13 protein-coding genes and 1 pseudogene are annotated in these 16,511 nt (G+C 46.6%); 1 reads left to right on the plus strand and 13 read right to left on the minus strand.

Going from position 1 to position 16,511, the window contains the following annotated elements; translation table 11 throughout:
* Positions 1–33: 33 nt before the first annotated feature.
* The 7 genes and pseudogenes from FR741_RS20470 to FR741_RS20500 all read right to left on the minus strand — a co-directional run bounded on the left by FR741_RS20470 (position 34) and on the right by FR741_RS20500 (position 7,849).
* The gene (locus tag FR741_RS20470; RefSeq protein WP_167427589.1) at positions 34–411 is read right to left on the minus strand and encodes a nuclear transport factor 2 family protein; all 378 of its coding nucleotides are present in this window, start codon (positions 409–411) and stop codon (positions 34–36) included.
* A gap of 144 nt (positions 412–555) precedes the next feature.
* The gene (locus FR741_RS20475; protein WP_085343646.1) at positions 556–1,287 is read right to left on the minus strand and encodes a DUF3726 domain-containing protein; all 732 of its coding nucleotides are present in this window, start codon (positions 1,285–1,287) and stop codon (positions 556–558) included.
* A pseudogene (locus FR741_RS20480) lies at positions 1,284–3,046 on the minus strand (hypothetical protein). The gene FR741_RS20475 and the pseudogene FR741_RS20480 overlap by 4 nt, the downstream one beginning before the upstream one ends.
* A 101-nt stretch (positions 3,047–3,147) precedes the next feature.
* Positions 3,148–4,749, minus strand: coding sequence for a BCCT family transporter (locus FR741_RS20485; RefSeq protein WP_167427590.1), 1,602 nt, complete (start codon positions 4,747–4,749; stop codon positions 3,148–3,150).
* Between the two features lie 109 nt (positions 4,750–4,858).
* On the minus strand, positions 4,859–5,848 hold the full coding sequence (locus tag FR741_RS20490) for a membrane dipeptidase (RefSeq protein ID WP_150918022.1): 990 nt from the start codon (positions 5,846–5,848) through the stop codon (positions 4,859–4,861).
* 69 nt (positions 5,849–5,917) lie between these two features.
* Entirely contained in the window at positions 5,918–7,378 is a 1,461-nt protein-coding gene (locus tag FR741_RS20495; RefSeq protein WP_167427591.1) for an aldehyde dehydrogenase family protein, read from the minus strand.
* Between the two features lie 72 nt (positions 7,379–7,450).
* On the minus strand, positions 7,451–7,849 hold the full coding sequence (locus FR741_RS20500; RefSeq protein WP_005375789.1) for a RidA family protein: 399 nt from the start codon (positions 7,847–7,849) through the stop codon (positions 7,451–7,453).
* Positions 7,850–8,004: 155 nt separating this feature from the next.
* Here FR741_RS20500 and FR741_RS20505 point away from each other — a divergent pair, with 155 nt between their 5' ends.
* Positions 8,005–8,895, plus strand: coding sequence for a LysR family transcriptional regulator (locus FR741_RS20505; protein ID WP_104973784.1), 891 nt, complete (start codon positions 8,005–8,007; stop codon positions 8,893–8,895).
* A 105-nt stretch (positions 8,896–9,000) separates the two neighbouring features.
* Here the strand turns inward: FR741_RS20505 and FR741_RS20510 are convergent, their stop codons facing one another.
* The 6 genes from FR741_RS20510 to cyoB all read right to left on the minus strand — a co-directional run bounded on the left by FR741_RS20510 (position 9,001) and on the right by cyoB (position 16,508).
* Positions 9,001–10,386, minus strand: coding sequence for an FAD-binding oxidoreductase (locus FR741_RS20510; RefSeq protein ID WP_167427592.1), 1,386 nt, complete (start codon positions 10,384–10,386; stop codon positions 9,001–9,003).
* Between the two features lie 527 nt (positions 10,387–10,913).
* Positions 10,914–12,017 (minus strand): NADH:flavin oxidoreductase, encoded by a 1,104-nt coding sequence (locus FR741_RS20515; protein ID WP_167427593.1) that lies wholly within the window; start codon positions 12,015–12,017, stop codon positions 10,914–10,916.
* A gap of 676 nt (positions 12,018–12,693) precedes the next feature.
* On the minus strand, positions 12,694–13,608 hold the full coding sequence (gene cyoE, locus FR741_RS20520) for a heme o synthase (protein ID WP_167394230.1): 915 nt from the start codon (positions 13,606–13,608) through the stop codon (positions 12,694–12,696).
* Positions 13,569–13,880: a cytochrome o ubiquinol oxidase subunit IV gene (gene cyoD, locus FR741_RS20525; protein WP_012842490.1), complete on the minus strand. Its 312-nt coding sequence runs from the start codon at positions 13,878–13,880 to the stop codon at positions 13,569–13,571. Before cyoD ends, cyoE begins: the two co-directional genes overlap by 40 nt.
* The gene (gene cyoC, locus FR741_RS20530; RefSeq protein WP_005375782.1) at positions 13,880–14,482 is read right to left on the minus strand and encodes a cytochrome o ubiquinol oxidase subunit III; all 603 of its coding nucleotides are present in this window, start codon (positions 14,480–14,482) and stop codon (positions 13,880–13,882) included. The genes cyoD and cyoC overlap by 1 nt, the downstream gene beginning before the upstream one ends.
* Entirely contained in the window at positions 14,472–16,508 is a 2,037-nt protein-coding gene (gene cyoB, locus FR741_RS20535; protein WP_005375781.1) for a cytochrome o ubiquinol oxidase subunit I, read from the minus strand. The genes cyoC and cyoB overlap by 11 nt, the downstream gene beginning before the upstream one ends.
* Positions 16,509–16,511: the final 3 nt, after the last annotated feature.

The raw sequence follows: 16,511 nt of genomic DNA on the forward strand, positions 1-16,511 counted from the left end.
AATAAACGGCATGGGAGACTAATCAACGACTCGTTAATACATGGTGTGACCATTCAATGTTTCTTTAGGGATCTCTTGCAGAGCGTCCCAGTGTTCGACGATCTTCCCATTGTGATCAAAACGAAAGAAATCCATTGTCACGTATTCAATATCATTAGGCCATGTTTGGTGAGTGTGTAGTGCCACCAAGTTCCCTTCAGCAATCGCTCGCACAAACGTAATATCTTTATCGGGATACTCGTTTTGCATCCGCTCAAAATACTCGATAAAAGCCTCGGGGCCATTTCCAACTAATGGATTGTGCTGAATGTACTCATCGCCAACGTAGTCTTCAACTGCCTTTTTTGGATTACCTCGATAGGCGGTTTCGTAAAACGCAATGGCATTTCTTTTGTTCTCTTGCAGGTCCATTTTTCTTCCCTATGTCGCTCTACTTGGTATTTAACGATAATCATAGCCTTAGAACCTAAGAAGTGACCGAACATCGCGCACAAAAAAGGCCGCTAAACCGCAGCCTTCATCACTTGAAACTTGGAATCACTGTCCCTTCAGAGCTTAAACCACACCACCAGCGCCCTGCATGGAACGCTCACTGTTCTCCACCAGCAACGCGGTTGCGGTTTGTTTCAATGTTTCCCACTCTTGGTCTTCGACAAAAATACCATTTTGCCAAGAGGCTTGTTGCGTGTTGCTTAACTCATCGCCTTCAATGTGAATGGTGTATCCCTGTGCGCTTTTCTCGATATCGAAATCGTTCACAGAGAGTTCGATAACCATACTATGCAAATTCGTATCATGCCCATCAAACTGATCCGAGAAAAAGACTTCTGGCGCGATTCGTCCACGGTTTAACACATAAAGCGTTCGTTTTGGACTAGAGCCATTGACCCATTGTGCACGGCACGCGATGCCTTTTGCAGAGAGCTTCAACAACTCACTAAAACCTAGCCAACGGTTATGGCACTGTTTCAATGTGATATTAATCGACTTGCTGTTGATCATTTTCTCAAGTGCGAAATCCAACACGGCGGGTAAGTGGCACGCCACACTGCCATTGTGCAAATCCATCTCGATACTCGATGGCGTGCTGTTGGTCACCGATACGGCGCAGTCCGAATCTAACCCAAGAAACAGGCTGGCGTTATTAAAGTGACGCACCCCGTGCAAGCCAACCATTTGCAAGTCCGCCACCATGTTCGCAATGACATCCGCCTCACCACAGTGACGGCGCATGCCAAGAAATGCCTTATTAACCGCGGCCACCAATTCGTTGTGAGAGACGATCATAATGCAAATCCTCCGTTGATTTTTTGATTGTCACTTTGCGCAATTTCTTCTCGTTCCGGCATGCTCGGGAAAATCCATGTGTCCGCCAGTTTAGGATCGTGAATTTCATCTAACAGCGGCGCACCTTGGAAGAAAGTAACTCGAACCCAACGATCCGAGCGCGGATCAAACTTAGTCGCACCAAAGATCGCCAACTTACAGCGCAATAAGTGCATTGGTAACGCATCTTTACGCAGCACGTTCATTTGAATATCACCCATTGCTCGGTTGCCTAACGTCCATACGCGACGTGTGATCGAACGGTAAGTCGGATTTTGCAACAGAAACTCTGCTACGGACATTTCTTCATCACAACCAAGCAAGGCATGGTACAAGCGATTCACTTGTCTGCCGATATCAAGCGGCAGCTCTTTTTCTTCTCCTGCTTCCTCACCACGAACACCAAGCCTTGGTTCTTCTTTGTCTTGTGAACGATACCAGAACCAGTAGTTGTTCTCGGCTAGTGAGTAATCCGCATCAATCGCCCAGCGGTATTTGCTTTGCAACACCTCAAGTAAATCTTGGATCTTTTTCCCGCCCGGAATCGATAACGTTTCATCCGTATTCATTTGGCTAGCAAATTCATCCACCAAAGATGGGTACAGTTCGATCAAGCAAGAGGTGAGGATTTCTTGGGCTTCCACACTCATTGTTTTCTTTTGCTCGACCAAACTCGCCCAGTTAGGATGTGATGCCATTAATGTTGTTAGCTCCGATAGCAGTTGTTTGATGTCTGCTATCGCTTGATGATTGAGCCTGTCTTGATGTTCATTGATGGTGATGACTTGCTCTAGATGGCGCTGTGCTTTTTGTAGTAATCCTTGCAAAGGAGCATGGAATGACGCTTCACACGGCATCGCAAAGACTCGCGCTACCGCACGCTCGCGAGAGGTCATCCATTGGTCAACGATGCACGGGTGATTAATCAAGTATGGAGCCATGCCTAAGCCAGTAGCATTGCCGACACCAAGGTAGCGCTGCAAGCCACGATGCAAAGCCACCGCGTTGTCGCCTCCTTGCTGAAGTGCTAGGTAGTGCACCCAATCCAGGCTGAATTCACGCAACATATATACGGCACACATTTGCGCACTAAAAGACTGGCTGAAATCTGGGTTATTCTCTAACAGTTTGAAATCGGCGATACCAAACTTTCCGTTACCATAAACAGCTGTGGTGCGCAGGATATAACCCACTTCCGCCAGCTCTTTTGGCTCGGGCTGCTTGCCTTGAGAAAGAGCGCTAACAATGTGCTCAAACACGCGCACGCTTTTGTTTGCGCGAGCCAGAACAAGTACGTTGTTTGGATTACGTCCCGCTTCTTGCAGCGGTACATTTGCTCGCAATCTTTCCAACAAAGTAACATCAACATCGCCTTGAACCAGTGCGAATGTGACGTCCCACTTTTCAGCAATGACGCGGTCATTACGCTCGTCATCAGCAATTTCATCACAGAACACCACCAAATGATAAACGTGCTCTGGCGTGGTCAACTTGTAAATAACGTGACCATAACCACGTTGTAAATAACGTGACCATAACCACGCGGACAAAGTTGCCACTCATGCTTGGTTACTTGCCAGTTTTGGCTTGCCATATTACGAATCAGACTACGAACAAAGCTGATTCGGTTTTGGTGCATTGCGCCAAGCCTTTCGGCTGCCATGACAATCGCTGCGTCGCGCATAGTTGCTTCCGTATAAGTAGAACGATGTGCATCCATTTTGCTCACCACCTATTTGTTATTGTAAGAATACTAGGGTTTGTGCGGATGCAGGAGGAAAACACCCGCACAAGCTCCACGTTGTTTGAATTAGATAATTGTTATAGCCCTTGCTCTTTCGCCATTTTGATTGCGATTTGCGGTGCATTCCAAAGTGACGGCAACAGAATCAGAGAAACCGGAACCGCGGTAATCACAATGAAAGATTGCAGTGCAGAGATGCCACCAGAGCCAAGCGAAATCAGGATCAGAGCTGTCACACCCATCATTACGCCCCAGAAGGTACGGATGATCGCATTCGGCTCCGTTTCACCACTGATCACGACACTGATTGTGTAGGTCATTGAGTCGCCCGTCGTGACGATGAAGATCGTGGTTAAAATCAGAAATAGAATTGAAGTCAGCATTGGCATTGGTAGTTGCTGAGTCACCGCAAGCAAAGCACCTGGCAAGTTAAAGCCTTCAAACGCCGCACTCACACTACCCGGCTCAGCAATTTCAAACGCTAGGCCAGAGCCGCCTACAATCGTGAACCAAAAACAGGTGGTGAGCGGAGCCACAATACTGATGGTTGAAATAACTTGGCGAATAGTGCGACCACGAGAAATACGCGCAATAAAGATTGCCATCATCGGACCATAACCAAGGAACCAGCCCCAGAAAAATATAGTCCACCAGCTTAGCCAACCTTCGTCACCGCGATAGGTCGCCATTGGGATAAAGTTATCCAGCATGCTCCCTACACCTTGAATGTATCCGTTAAAGATAAAATTCGTAGGGCCAAAAAACAGGATGTAAACCATCAATGCCATTGCCAAAATCACGTTGTAACGACTAAGCAGTTGCATGCCTCGGCTTAATCCACTGAGTGCAGACAAGGTGTAAAGCGCAATCGCAAACAAGATGATGATAAGCTGAGTGGTAAAGCCATCAGGAATATCAAACAGCGCATTTAACGCGTAGCTAACCTGCAAGCCTAGAAACCCAATTGGCCCTATGGTGCCCGCGGCTACCGCAATGATGCAGCACGCGTCAATCAATGCACCGAGCTGGCCTTTAAGCGCTCGTTCGCCCAACACTGGATAAAGCAAAATACGGGGTTTTAGCGGTAAGCCTTTGTCGTAATGCAGGTGCATCACCACGATGGAAGTTAAGCTACCTACAATCGCCCAAGCCAGAAAGCCCCAGTGCATAAAGGATTGCGACAACGCATTCACCGCACCTTGCTGCGGGTTATCTTGCGCGCCGTACAACGGGGGTGGGCTAACGTAATGCGCGATAGGCTCAGCCGCGGCCCAGAAAACACCACCACCAGCCAATAAGGTACAGAAAATAATCGCCATCCAGCGGAAAGAATCCATTTCTGGTTTAGCAATCCCGCCCAACATCACCTTGCCTGTTCGCCCTGCAGCCAAGCCAAGACCAATAAGAAAAGTGAGAAGCAGCAGTAACTGCCAGTAAGGACCAAACACCTGCACAGCCCAGCCAAATCCGGCGTTAACGATCGAAGATAATAGCTCGCCGTCATAAAGTGCAATAGCAACGAACAACGCGATAAAACCACCGCTATACCAAAAGGCCGGGTTATTCAGTCCTAATTTGTCCGTCGTGTTTTCTGTTGTTGATGTGTTGTGTGTTGCTTTTGACTTGCCCGATGACACGCTCATCGTGGAAGCTTTCATGCTATTGGTTAAATCAGACATACTCTGGCTCCAGAGGTTCTTTGCAGCTGCCAAAGACTGGCTACAAATGTGAGTTTTACGCCTGCCGTATTGTTGTTATGTAGGCAGGCGGTTCCTAATTTTGGGAGTACTATGAAATAGGCTCTAATCCTTCTTTGAGGAAGTTAAACCAGTTTTCACCCAATATTTTTCCTGCCTCAGATTCACTGAATCCGTGACGCATTAATCCGTTGTAGATGTTCTCCATCCCTGCACTGCCGCAGAACCATGGCAGCGCATCTGGCCATCCCGAGTTACTTGCCGAACCTTCGCCGTAATCCATCGCTTTTGACCAACGACCGTTGCGCATCCACTCCAACACTTGTTGCGGCTGATTTAGGCACAAATCGCTACCGATACCTAAATGGTCAACGCCAAACATGTCTGCGGTTTTCGCAACCATCTGGCAGAAATCATCCAGCGTGCACTGGCTGCCATTTGGCAAATGGAATGGATATAAACTGAATCCAATTAAACCACCGCGCTCCGTCAGCGCTTTGATCACGGTGTTGGACTTGTTACGCAGTGCGTCATGCGCAAATGTCGGGTTAGCATGGCTGATACAAATTGGACGCGAAGAAAGATCAATAGCTTCCAACGTTGAACGCTCTGCGCTGTGGGACATATCAATGATCATCCCGACTCGGTTCATCTCTTCAATCGCTTGCTTACCAAAGCGAGTTACGCCAGAGTCGGTTTGTTCGTAACAACCTGTCGCTAGTAAGCTTTGGTTGTTGTAGGTCAGTTGCATGATCAGCAGACCTTGGCGGCGCATCACTTCAATCAGGCCAATTTCATCATCGATTGGTGAGCAATTTTGCGCGCCGAAAAAGATGCCGACTTTGCCTTCTGCTTTGGCTTTTTCTACATCTGCCATTGAATAAATAGGCATGATGAGGTCCGCATTTTGCTCGAAGCGCAAGTTCCACTCAGCAAAACGCGTTAAGGTTTCGCGCGCAGTTTCGTGGTAGACGATGGTGGCATGAACGGCGGTAATGCCACTCGCCTTGAGTGTTTGGAAGTACTCTCGATCCCAATTGCAGTACTGCAATCCGTCAATCACAATCCGTTGTTGGTACATAACCACTCCTTAAACAATTTCTTAGCCTTTCAGTGCGGGTAGCTGACACCATCAGCTACCCTGCTGTTCTTAGTAAGGGCGCTGATAAGCGGTTTTCACCACGGTGTAGAACTCTTTGGCGTACTGACCTTGCTCACGAGGACCAAAGCTAGATTCTTTACGGCCACCAAATGGGACGTGATAATCTGTACCCGCAGTTGGCAAGTTCACCATGACGCAGCCCGTTTGGACTTGCTGTTTGAAGATCGCGCTATTGCGCAGGCTTCGCGTGATAATGCCGCCTGTCAGGCCAAAGCGCGTATCGTTCGCGACCGCAATCGCCTCATCCAGATCAGAAACGCGAATCACGCTTGCCATTGGTGCAAAGACTTCTTCTTGGTTCACTTCCCAGCTGTTTTGTGTGTTCAAGAACAGGGTTGGTGACATGTAGTACCCGTCATGCTCTAGGCTCAGACGCTCGCCACCAAAAGCCAGCTCTGCGCCCGCTTGGCGAGCGTTTTCAATCCACTCAAAGTTCGCATTCAGCTGGTTACCATCAACAACAGGGCCCATGAATACGCCCTCTTCCAGTGCGTGACCCACTTTTAATTCGCTCATGCGTTTGATTAGCGCTTCAACATACGCGTCGTGAATTCCGTCCATAACCACAAGACGAGAAGACGCGGTACATTTTTGACCTGCACCCGAGAATGAGCCTGCGATTGTTGCTTCGACCGCAATTTGAATATCTGCATCATCTGCCACTACGAGCGCGTTTTTACTGCCCATCTCTAGCTGACAACGCACAAAGTTTGGTGCCGTTGCCGCGGCGACTTTACGGCCTGTGTCCACAGAACCAGTGAAGCTCACGCCGTTCACATCTTTCGAATTGATAAGGGTATTACCAACTTGCGAACCGCTACCCAAAACGAGGTTAAACGTGCCAGCAGGTAAACCTTGGCGATGGATAATCTCAGTCAGTGCAACGGCACTTGCTGGAGTTAGGTTGGCAGGCTTCCAGACGACACTGTTGCCAAACGCAAGTGCTGGCGCGATTTTCCAAGCCGCTGTTGCTGTTGGGAAGTTCCAAGGAGAGATAATGGCGATAACGCCGACGGCTTCGCGAGTAACTTCAACGGAGACACCTGGACGGACGGAAGCAGCGTTATCGCCAATTTGACGCAGTACCTCAGCAGCAAAGTATTGGAAGAATTGGCCGGCACGGTAAATCTCACCTCGACCTTCAGCAAATGGCTTGCCTTCTTCACGCGAAAGCAAGGTGCCCAATTCGTCACATCGTGCAATGAGCTCATCACCAATCGCTTGCAGCACTGCTTGTTTGCGCTCGATTGGTGTTTTTTCCCACTCTAGCTGCGCTGATTTAGCCGCTTGAATCGCTTGCTCTACTTGCGACACACTCGCTTGTGCGAAATCGCCAATGTTTTCGCTGATATCAGAAGGGTTAATATTGGCGATGGTGTCCATGCCAGATTGCCATTCACCTGCTATATAGAGGGATTTTTCTGCTTGAACATTGTTAATAAAAGTCATGGTTCTTTCCTTGTTCTTCCGATTTGTGATGGCAAGCCACCCACTCACTGATCTCAATTATTCTTGTTGGATTTATTCTGGTTGGCTTGCCGACGCGTAGACGACAAACTCCACCAACATTTCTTCTCGTGCTAACCCTGCAACCACCATGGCGGCGCGATTTGGGTACGGCGCTTCAAAATATTCCGCGTACACTTGGTTAACGGTTTTTAAGTATTCTCTGTCGGTCACGTAAATCAGGACCTGCAATACAGAGTCCAAAGACTCCCCTGCACACTCCAGGGTGTGAATGAGATTGTTAAAGGTTTGACGTGTTTGTGCTTCGATGCCGCCTTCCACAACCGCGCCTGTGTCATCAATAGGAATTTGAGCCGTATACAGAGTTCCGTTGTTAACAATCGCCCATTCAAGCGGCGCTTTAGAAGCAAATAGACTGGTTTTAACTGGGTGTTTTTTAGTAGGAGTATTCACGTGCCTTTCAACCTTTGTAACAGCTTTGTTTCAATATGGTTAAATGATGCACATTGACAGGCGATAAATCTAACGGTAAATTTTTTACATTTGATAAATAAAACTTATCACCTCATTGAGAATAACGTAAATAAAGGGATTAAGAGGCATTAGGGATGAGTATTAAGCTTCAACAATTAATGCATTTTGTGATGGTAGTCGAGGAAGGTGGGTTTCGAGCCGCTTCACATCGTGCAAATCGATCTCAGGCTGCGCTCTCCACGTCGATAAAAGAGCTAGAGAGAATGCTAGGACAAACGCTGTTTGAACCCGGCAACAAAACCAAATTAACGCCTTTTGGTGAGATTTGTTTGCCCAAGGTGGTTCAGTTTCTCAATATCTACAGTGCGCTGGACAACGATCTCAAAGCTGCCGCGGCCGGACAGCAAGGGAGAGTGCGAATTGCGAGCGTTCCTTCTGTTGCAGCGAAACTCATCCCGAGCGTGTTGGGTGCCTTTTGCGAGCAGTATCCAAATGTAGAAGTAAGCTTGATCGATGATAACGCGGCGGGCGTCGAGGCTCGCTTACTCTCCGGTGAAGTCGACTTGGCGCTCGGTAACCCCTCTCACCTTGATGAGGGCGGCATTGACTTTACGCCGCTGTTGTCCGACCCCATTGGCGTGGTGTGTTTAAAAGATAACCCTATTGCCAATCAAACAGAGGGAATCGAGTGGCAAACTTTGCTCGAACAGCCTTTTATTCGTAACGGCACCTGTACGCTTCTCGATCCAACCCCAGCCAGAGCGCTGAGTGAGCAAGCGCTCTATTCGGTCGAGAATATCACTTCGCTGTTTTCTGTCTTAGAACTTGGGATTGGTGTCACGACCCTACCGAAGCTTGCTTTCCCAACCAATGAAACACGCTTGGTTTGGATCCCGCTTATCGATCCACCCCTTGAAAGGCAAATTGGTATCTTTACGTTGACCGACCGCACGATCTCGCCTCAAGCAAAAGCGTTTCATGATTTGTGTGTACGTTATCTAAACTATCAAGATGAAGAGACGTAGTTCGAAGGTTTTAGCTAACAGTGGCTCCATTAGATTTTAGAGCCACTGTTATTTGATATTAAGTGACAGATCCGGTCATATGAAATGACGACGCTCTTATTGCACTTATTCTGGCTTGATATTCTGATTCATTCTGAACAAATTATTTGGATCAAACTTCTTCTTCACTTCTTGTAAACGCGCAAAGGTTGGACCGTAGGCAGACTCTGTACGTTCAGCTTCGTCTTGTGTAAGGAAGTTGATATACGCACCTCCACTGGCATACGGTTTGGTTTTGGCAAAAAAGTCTCTCGCCCAAGCGATACAAGCTTGGTCATCTTCTGCGGAGTCCCATCTTCCATGCACATTTAATACATAGTTTGCATCACGGCTAGAATAAGCCATAGACTCGGGCTCAGGTCTAGAGGCAACGCAGCCAAGAGAGGCGATAAAAATCTCACACTGAGGCGATGGTAACTTACCTGCGTATTCTATCGCTGCATCAATCACACCTTCGCTTAGCGAGTTAAAATTGTGCGATTTCCAATAGTTACGTGCGCCCGGAGTAAGCAATGGATCAAACGCTTGCTGCCACGCCGCAAATGGCTGTACACCAACATGCTCACCATGTGCATCACCAAACTCTCTCAACGGTGCAATTAACTTCTCACCTTCAGCCGGGTCACCCGCATAACATATCGCGAGTACAACCACTTCTTTTCCGTGAACGCTTTCAGGTAAGAATGGGAGTGGCGGCGCTTTCCGACTCACCATCCAGACACTTAGATCATCAGGGGCCGACTCAGTGAATTTCGCAAACTGGGTGATAATGGATTTCGCTTGCTCAAATGGAAAGACAATGAGACCACTTAACACCTCTGGACCGACAGGATGTAGCTGGAATTCAAAACGCGTAACAATACCAAAGTTACCGCCGCCCCCACGTAACGCCCAGAACAAGTCGGCATTTTCTGTCTCATTCGCGAGCAGTTGACGACCATCTGCAGTTACTACATTTGCAGAGACCAAGTTGTCTATCGTCATACCATATTTTCGGCTCAACCAACCAAAACCACCACCAAGCGTTAACCCCGAAATTCCCGTGGTTGAATTAATGCCGACAGGCGTTGCTAATCCATATTTTTGTGTGGCCTCATCGACATCAGCCAACGTACAGCCAGGTTCAACGAAAGCCCTTCTTTCGCTTTCATCCACTTGAACATGATTCAAAAGCGACAAGTCGATCATCACACCATGATCGCAAACCGCATTGCCCGCAATATTATGCCCGCCACCTCGGACCGAAAGTAGCTGATTGTTATCCCGAGCAAAGTTAACCGCCATCACGACATCATCAGCAGACTTGCAGCGAGCGATAACACCGGGACTGCGATCTATCATGCCATTCCAGATTTGACGAACTTCGTCGTACGTAGGATCTCCGGGCAAAACAACATCACCCTGAAATTGATTTTTGAAGTGTTCAATGGTTGCATTTTCTAGACTATTCATATTAGTTGCCTCTCACGTTTTATATGAGGCTTGCAAAGCACAATGCAACGACAAGCTAATACAAGTCCCTCACAATTAAACGTGACGTTTGAGTAGCTATTTTCAGAAAATAAACAAGGCCCCACAGTAACGATACCGTAGGGTCACAAATTCCCTTACTCTCTTGGGTTCGATAAAGCTGAAACACAGTTATAAAAATCAGATAGTTATCGCAATGATACCGCACCTCAAAGCACCTTCTGTATTCTTTACCCTGCGTGACACTCGCACCTAATTATTAATAAGTTCATTGTAAGTTTAGAATGCAATTTAGTTTCAGATATGAAACTTTGTCTTATAATTAATATTTTTAATAATTAATTATATTACCTTTATTTATCAATTAAATAGGATTATAAAAATATTTCGGACTGCGAATAGTGAATAGCCGTTAGAGGCAGTGATATTGAATTAAATTGAATAGCCTTCTTAGTGCTTTAGAAGACTATTACGCTATTTATCAATGACATACCGCCACTTTAGGTGGGTTATTTACGACGATTTCGGTTCTTATACACCACGCAAAAGTTACCACGTTTGGTTCGGCATTTTGAGCAGCGCTCGCAATCCACTGGCGCTCGATTACCCTCTTTCCAGCGCTTTATTAACTGAGGCTCAGCCAATAAAGGACGTGACACAGCGAAAAATTGGATATCTGTGTTTTCTGCAATTTTCTCAATCGCATCAATGTCACTCAATCCGCCGACAGTAATCACCGGTATGTTAACGTCCTGACTGATCACGTGCCCATATTCGTGAAAATAGCCTTCTTCTTTTAGTGTGTAACCATCGAACATTTCACCAACAAGCTCGTTTGCTTTGCCGTGAATATTGCCAGACACGATGATCGCATCAACGCCCACTTCTTCGAGTTTCTTACAAACGACGCGAGTTTCATCGAACGTTAAACCGCCGTCAAAGAACTCTGTTGCCGTCAGTTTAACGAGGATGGGAAATTCGCTTCCAACCAGCTTTCTGGTTTCAGAATAAATTTCTAAAAGAAAGCGCATGCGATTTTCTAAGCCACCACCGTATTCGTCTTCGCGACGATTATAGTACGGGCTTAAAAACTGGTTAATTAAGTAAGTGTGTGCCGCATGAATCTCTACGCCGTCAAAACCAGCGTCTTGAGCACGTTTACTCGCCAATGCGAATGCCTTTACGATGTAATCGATCTCGTCCTTAGTCATCACTTTGCCTTGCGTATTCGTGCCACGCTCAGGCACGTCACTCGGAGCAAAGATGACACGCTCACCGACGTTATAGGTGGTTTTGGTTCCACCGTAAGCAATTTGCATTACGATTTTAGAATCGTGTTGATGTACTAGCTCTGTTAGCTTTTTGTATTCTTCAATAAAAGAGTCGTTGTAGATCCCCATCATCCCAGCGTTGGGTTTCTCTTCTTCCACGATATTGGCATAACCAGTAACAATTAGACCCACTTCACCTTTCGCCAACTCTTCGTAAATATCGTAAAGCTTATCCGTCATGTGGCCATCTTCGGTCGCCATGTTCTCCCACGTTGCGCTGCGCACAAAACGGTTCTTTAGGGTCATGTTGCCAATGCGGGCTTCGGAAAACAAAATGCTCAAAACCAGTCCTCTTAATGTTGTCTTTATGGTTCTATCTTTTCCCAAGTAACCAAGAACAAAAAAGGAACAGCGATACCCAACGTATGGCTGTTCCTTCTCTGAATCCGTGAGACCTGCAAACTACAGGCGCACCTTAATGCCTCGGAGACGACAAAACTTTAATCTGGGTTAAGGTTTAGTGAGTTTTTAGATTATGTAAAAGGATGATTCTTAATCGTGTTCATTTCACTGGAGTTAAGATGCTTCCTCACCCACTTTCAGTCGTAAAACTTTTGTATTTCGCTAGCTGGTGATTCAACTCAAACATTCACATTGTTAGTTTGTATGCTGCCATGGGAACTAGCACTCCCCCCCCAAAATGTTTACATTACAAACTATCGATATTGAATTTTCATATGGCAAATAGAGTTATTGCGCTGTTTATACTTTTTAGCTCAATAGTCGCTATCTCTTGGCATTATTACGCGTCAGCGGAAACGCGCGATCCACTATGTTTTACACACTGGTTGTTTTTGCTTTTAGATATGAATACGTGATAGTGAAGCTAGAGGAGAAACAGGAAAAACAGGGAAAATAAAGGACAATAGAAAGTTAAATGACCTTACTTCTAGGTAAGGTCATTCATGCATTCAGCAGCAAAAGATATTAGCGCGTAGCAAACGCTTAGGTCTGGTTGTTACAGAGCTAGAGGAATCAACTCGACACCAAGCACACCACTAATCCCCATCACCACTAGCAGTGAGACTTTAAACACCGACTTTGACCAAGCGATGTAGTTGCTGTCGTCAATACTGCGAAAGGTCACTTTCGTCCACATAAAGCAAACAACCGCTGCAACCGCTAAGTATTCATACCCGGCTTCACCAAGTAAAAATAACCCCAACGATACGGCCCCAAACGCCACGACATACGCTTTCATGTGTCGATGCGCTTTATGAATGCCCTCTTTAACTGGTAATACGGGAATCCCGGCTTCTCGGTAGTCTTGCATCCGGAACATGGCAATCGCGTACGAGTGCGGCATTTGCCAGAGACAGAACATAGTAAAGAGTAAAATCGCTTCCAAGCTAATAAAGTTTGTTACCGCCAAGTAACCCACCAATGGCGGAACTGCGCCTGAAATACTTCCCACTAAAGTTCCATACACCGAGTTACGTTTGTACCACATCGTGTAAAAGAACACGTAATACACGTAGCCAAGCAAAACGACGACAGCGGATAGTGGGTTCACTCGGATAAATAACAGTGCGGTTCCTACCAGCAATAAAGCAAGTGCATAAACAAAGGCAATATCGATATTGATGTTGCCTTTCACTGTTTCACGATTTTGTGTACGTGCCATCTTTTGGTCGATATCACGATCAAAAATATTATTCACCACACAACCTGAAGCGATGACTAACCCCACACCAACTAACGTTGTAACGAACAACATTAGACTGGCTGGTTCTGTTTTTGCGGCGAGGAAGAACCCCGCCGCAACAGAAATCAGGTTGCCGAAAATAATGCCCGGTTTGGTGATAGACAAATAACTTTTCAGCATACCTTGGCCTACAACTTCATGTTGACGTTCATGTTGTAGATGATCCATACCGAGCCAGCGATAAGGATAAGTACAACAATGGCGGTAAACATCAGTGATACAAGGTTCCAACGTCCGTCGGATGTTTTTGTTTCCATGTGCAAGAAGTATTTGAAGTGAACAAATATCTGCACTAATGCACATCCAAATAGAATCGCATAGGTTGTTGTATCTGGTAATGATTTCGTCCAAACAAAGTAGAACGGAATTACCGTCAGAATCAGTGAGGCAATGAAGCCTTTCACGTAATCTGACGCACTGGTTTCTACATGTTGATCCATTACATTACCCCCAGTAAGTAAACGATGGTAAAGACACAAATCCAGACGATATCTAGAAAGTGCCAGAATAGGCTTAAGCAGTTAAAGCGCATTGCCATATTGTCGTTCAGACCTTTCGTCGACAGTTGATGGTACGCTACCGCTAACCAAATCAGACCAAAGGTTACGTGCAGGCCGTGCGTACCAACCAACGTAAAGAATGCCGATAGGAATGCACTTGTTTGTGGACCATAGCCTTCTTCAATCAGGTGATGGAACTCATAGACCTCCATACAGATAAAGCCAAGACCAAGCGCGAACGTTACTAACATCCAACGTTTGAGACCAGCAACGTTGTTGCGCTTCATCGCGATAATGCCGAAACCAAATGTGATACTGCTAAACAGCAGCAGCATGGTTTCGACAAACACGAATGGGAGTTCGAAAATGTCTTTACCTGTTGGGCCCGCAATTGAATTGCTCGACAGAACAGCGTATGTCGCGAACAAGGTCGCAAACAGTACGCAGTCACTCATCAGGTAAACCCAAAAGCCAAATAGCTTGTTGCCATTCGTGTCATGGTGGTGATCATGGTCGTGATGTGCTGCGATATTAGTTTGCATACGTCACCTCCAGATCATCTTTACTTTCGCTGTCTTTCACTGAGTTTTTCTTCGCTTCTTCAAGCTGAGCTCGACGCTCGGCCTCAATTGCTTTGATCTCTTCAACTTCCACGTAGTAATCCACGTCATCGTTGTAGCTGTGCTGAATACACGTCACGATAATACCGACCAAACTTGCTGCCGCTAGCCACCAGATGTACCAAATCATGCCGAAGCCAAATAGGAGCGACCAAGCCGACACGTAGATGCCTGTTGCCGTGTTTTTTGGCATATGAATACGTTCGTATTCCACTTCTTTAGTTGGATCGAACTCGCCACTTTGTTTCTGGTACCAGAAGGCATCCAGCACATCACCTTTTGGTAGGTGTGCAAAGTTGTAGAACGGCGGTGGAGACGATGTTGCCCACTCAAGAGTACGACCACCCCACGGATCACCAGTTAGGTCACGGTTTTGCTCGCGGTCACGGATACTCACGTAAATTTGGATGAACTGAGACAATACGCCCAGCGCAATCACAACCGTACCTGCTGCGGCAATCGACAACAGTGGGAAGTATTCAGGGTTGATGTCTTGGCTTAAACGACGAGTCATCCCCATAAAGCCCAGCGCGTAAAGCGGTAGGAACGCCATTAAGAAACCAATAATCCAAAGATAGAACGCACGTTTGCCCCAAGTTTCATTCATGGTGAAACCTGTCGCTTTCGGGAACCAGTAAGTGATCGCAGCGAAACATCCAAACACCACACCACCGATGATAACGTTGTGGAAGTGAGCAATCAGGAATACTGAGTTATGCAGAACGAAATCTGCGCCCGGAACAGCCATTAGTACGCCTGTCATACCACCAACAGTAAAGGTGATCAGGAAGCCAACCGTCCACATCATTGGCGTCGTAAAGCGAATGCGGCCTTTGTACATGGTGAATAGCCAGTTGAAGATCTTCACCCCTGTTGGGATAGAAATGATCATCGTGGCAATACCGAAGAAGGCATTTACGTTCGCGCCAGATCCCATCGTAAAGAAATGGTGTAGCCAAACGACAAACGCAAGAATCGTGATAACTACGGTAGCCCAAACTAGCGATGTGTAACCGAACAACTTTTTACGTGAGAAGGTTGCGGTGACCTCTGAGAACACACCAAAAATTGGCAAGATCAAAATGTACACTTCTGGATGGCCCCAAGCCCAAATCAGGTTGACGTACATCATTACATTGCCGCCAAGATCATTGGTAAAGAAGTGCATGCCTAGGTATCTATCCAGCGTTAGCAGAGCGATAGTCACCGTCAGGATTGGGAATGAAATGATGATCAAAATGTTTGCACATAGAGATGCCCAAGTGAAAACTGGCATCTTCATCATTGGCATAGACGGTGTACGCATACGCAAAATGGTCGCGAAGAAGTTCACGCCTGTTAACGTCGTACCGACACCTGATATCTGCAGCGCCCAAATCCAATAGTCGACCCCGACTCCTGGGCTGGCCTCAATACCTGAAAGCGGCGGATACGCTAGCCAGCCGGTGCGACCAAATTCACCTAAGCCGAGAGACATGTTTGTTAGAATGACACCAACAACAAACAGCCAAAAGCTCAAGTTATTCAGATACGGGAAAGCTACGTCACGCGCACCAATCTGTAATGGCACGATGATGTTCATCAGACCAATAACCAATGGCATCGCTACGAAGAAGATCATGATCACGCCATGGGCAGTAAAAATTTGATCGTAGTGATGCGGTGGCAAGTAACCTGCTTCACCCGCAGAAGAAAGGAGTTGCTGACTACGCATCATGACTGCGTCAGCAAAACCACGAACAAGCATCACCATCGCTACTGCGATGTACATGAAGCCAAGTTTTTTATGGTCTACTGAAGTAAACCATTCATTCCACAAATATTGCCACTTTCCGGCTTTAGTTACCGCGTAAACTACGGCTAAACCAACCAGCGCCACAACCGCTAAGGTGATGACGATAATAGGTTCGTGGAATGGAACTGAATCAAGAGTTAATCTTCCAAACATTAC

Source organism: Vibrio diabolicus (assembly GCF_011801455.1).
In the GTDB taxonomy this organism is placed as follows: Bacteria; Pseudomonadota; Gammaproteobacteria; order Enterobacterales; family Vibrionaceae; genus Vibrio; species Vibrio diabolicus.

Excerpts from the sequence above, each read along its gene's own strand:
- FR741_RS20475 (WP_085343646.1), bottom strand. The coding sequence starts at position 1,287 with ATGATCGTCTCTCACAACGAATTGGTGGCCGCGGTTAATAAGGCATTT.
- FR741_RS20485 (WP_167427590.1), bottom strand. The coding sequence starts at position 4,749 with ATGTCTGATTTAACCAATAGCATGAAAGCTTCCACGATGAGCGTGTCA.
- FR741_RS20470 (WP_167427589.1), bottom strand. The coding sequence starts at position 411 with ATGGACCTGCAAGAGAACAAAAGAAATGCCATTGCGTTTTACGAAACC.
- FR741_RS20510 (WP_167427592.1), bottom strand. The coding sequence starts at position 10,386 with ATGAATAGTCTAGAAAATGCAACCATTGAACACTTCAAAAATCAATTT.
- FR741_RS20490 (WP_150918022.1), bottom strand. The coding sequence starts at position 5,848 with ATGTACCAACAACGGATTGTGATTGACGGATTGCAGTACTGCAATTGG.
- cyoD (WP_012842490.1), bottom strand. The coding sequence starts at position 13,880 with ATGGATCAACATGTAGAAACCAGTGCGTCAGATTACGTGAAAGGCTTC.
- FR741_RS20505 (WP_104973784.1), top strand. The coding sequence starts at position 8,005 with ATGAGTATTAAGCTTCAACAATTAATGCATTTTGTGATGGTAGTCGAG.
- cyoE (WP_167394230.1), bottom strand. The coding sequence starts at position 13,608 with ATGGATCATCTACAACATGAACGTCAACATGAAGTTGTAGGCCAAGGT.
- cyoB (WP_005375781.1), bottom strand. The coding sequence starts at position 16,508 with ATGTTTGGAAGATTAACTCTTGATTCAGTTCCATTCCACGAACCTATT.
- FR741_RS20495 (WP_167427591.1), bottom strand. The coding sequence starts at position 7,378 with ATGACTTTTATTAACAATGTTCAAGCAGAAAAATCCCTCTATATAGCA.
- cyoC (WP_005375782.1), bottom strand. The coding sequence starts at position 14,482 with ATGCAAACTAATATCGCAGCACATCACGACCATGATCACCACCATGAC.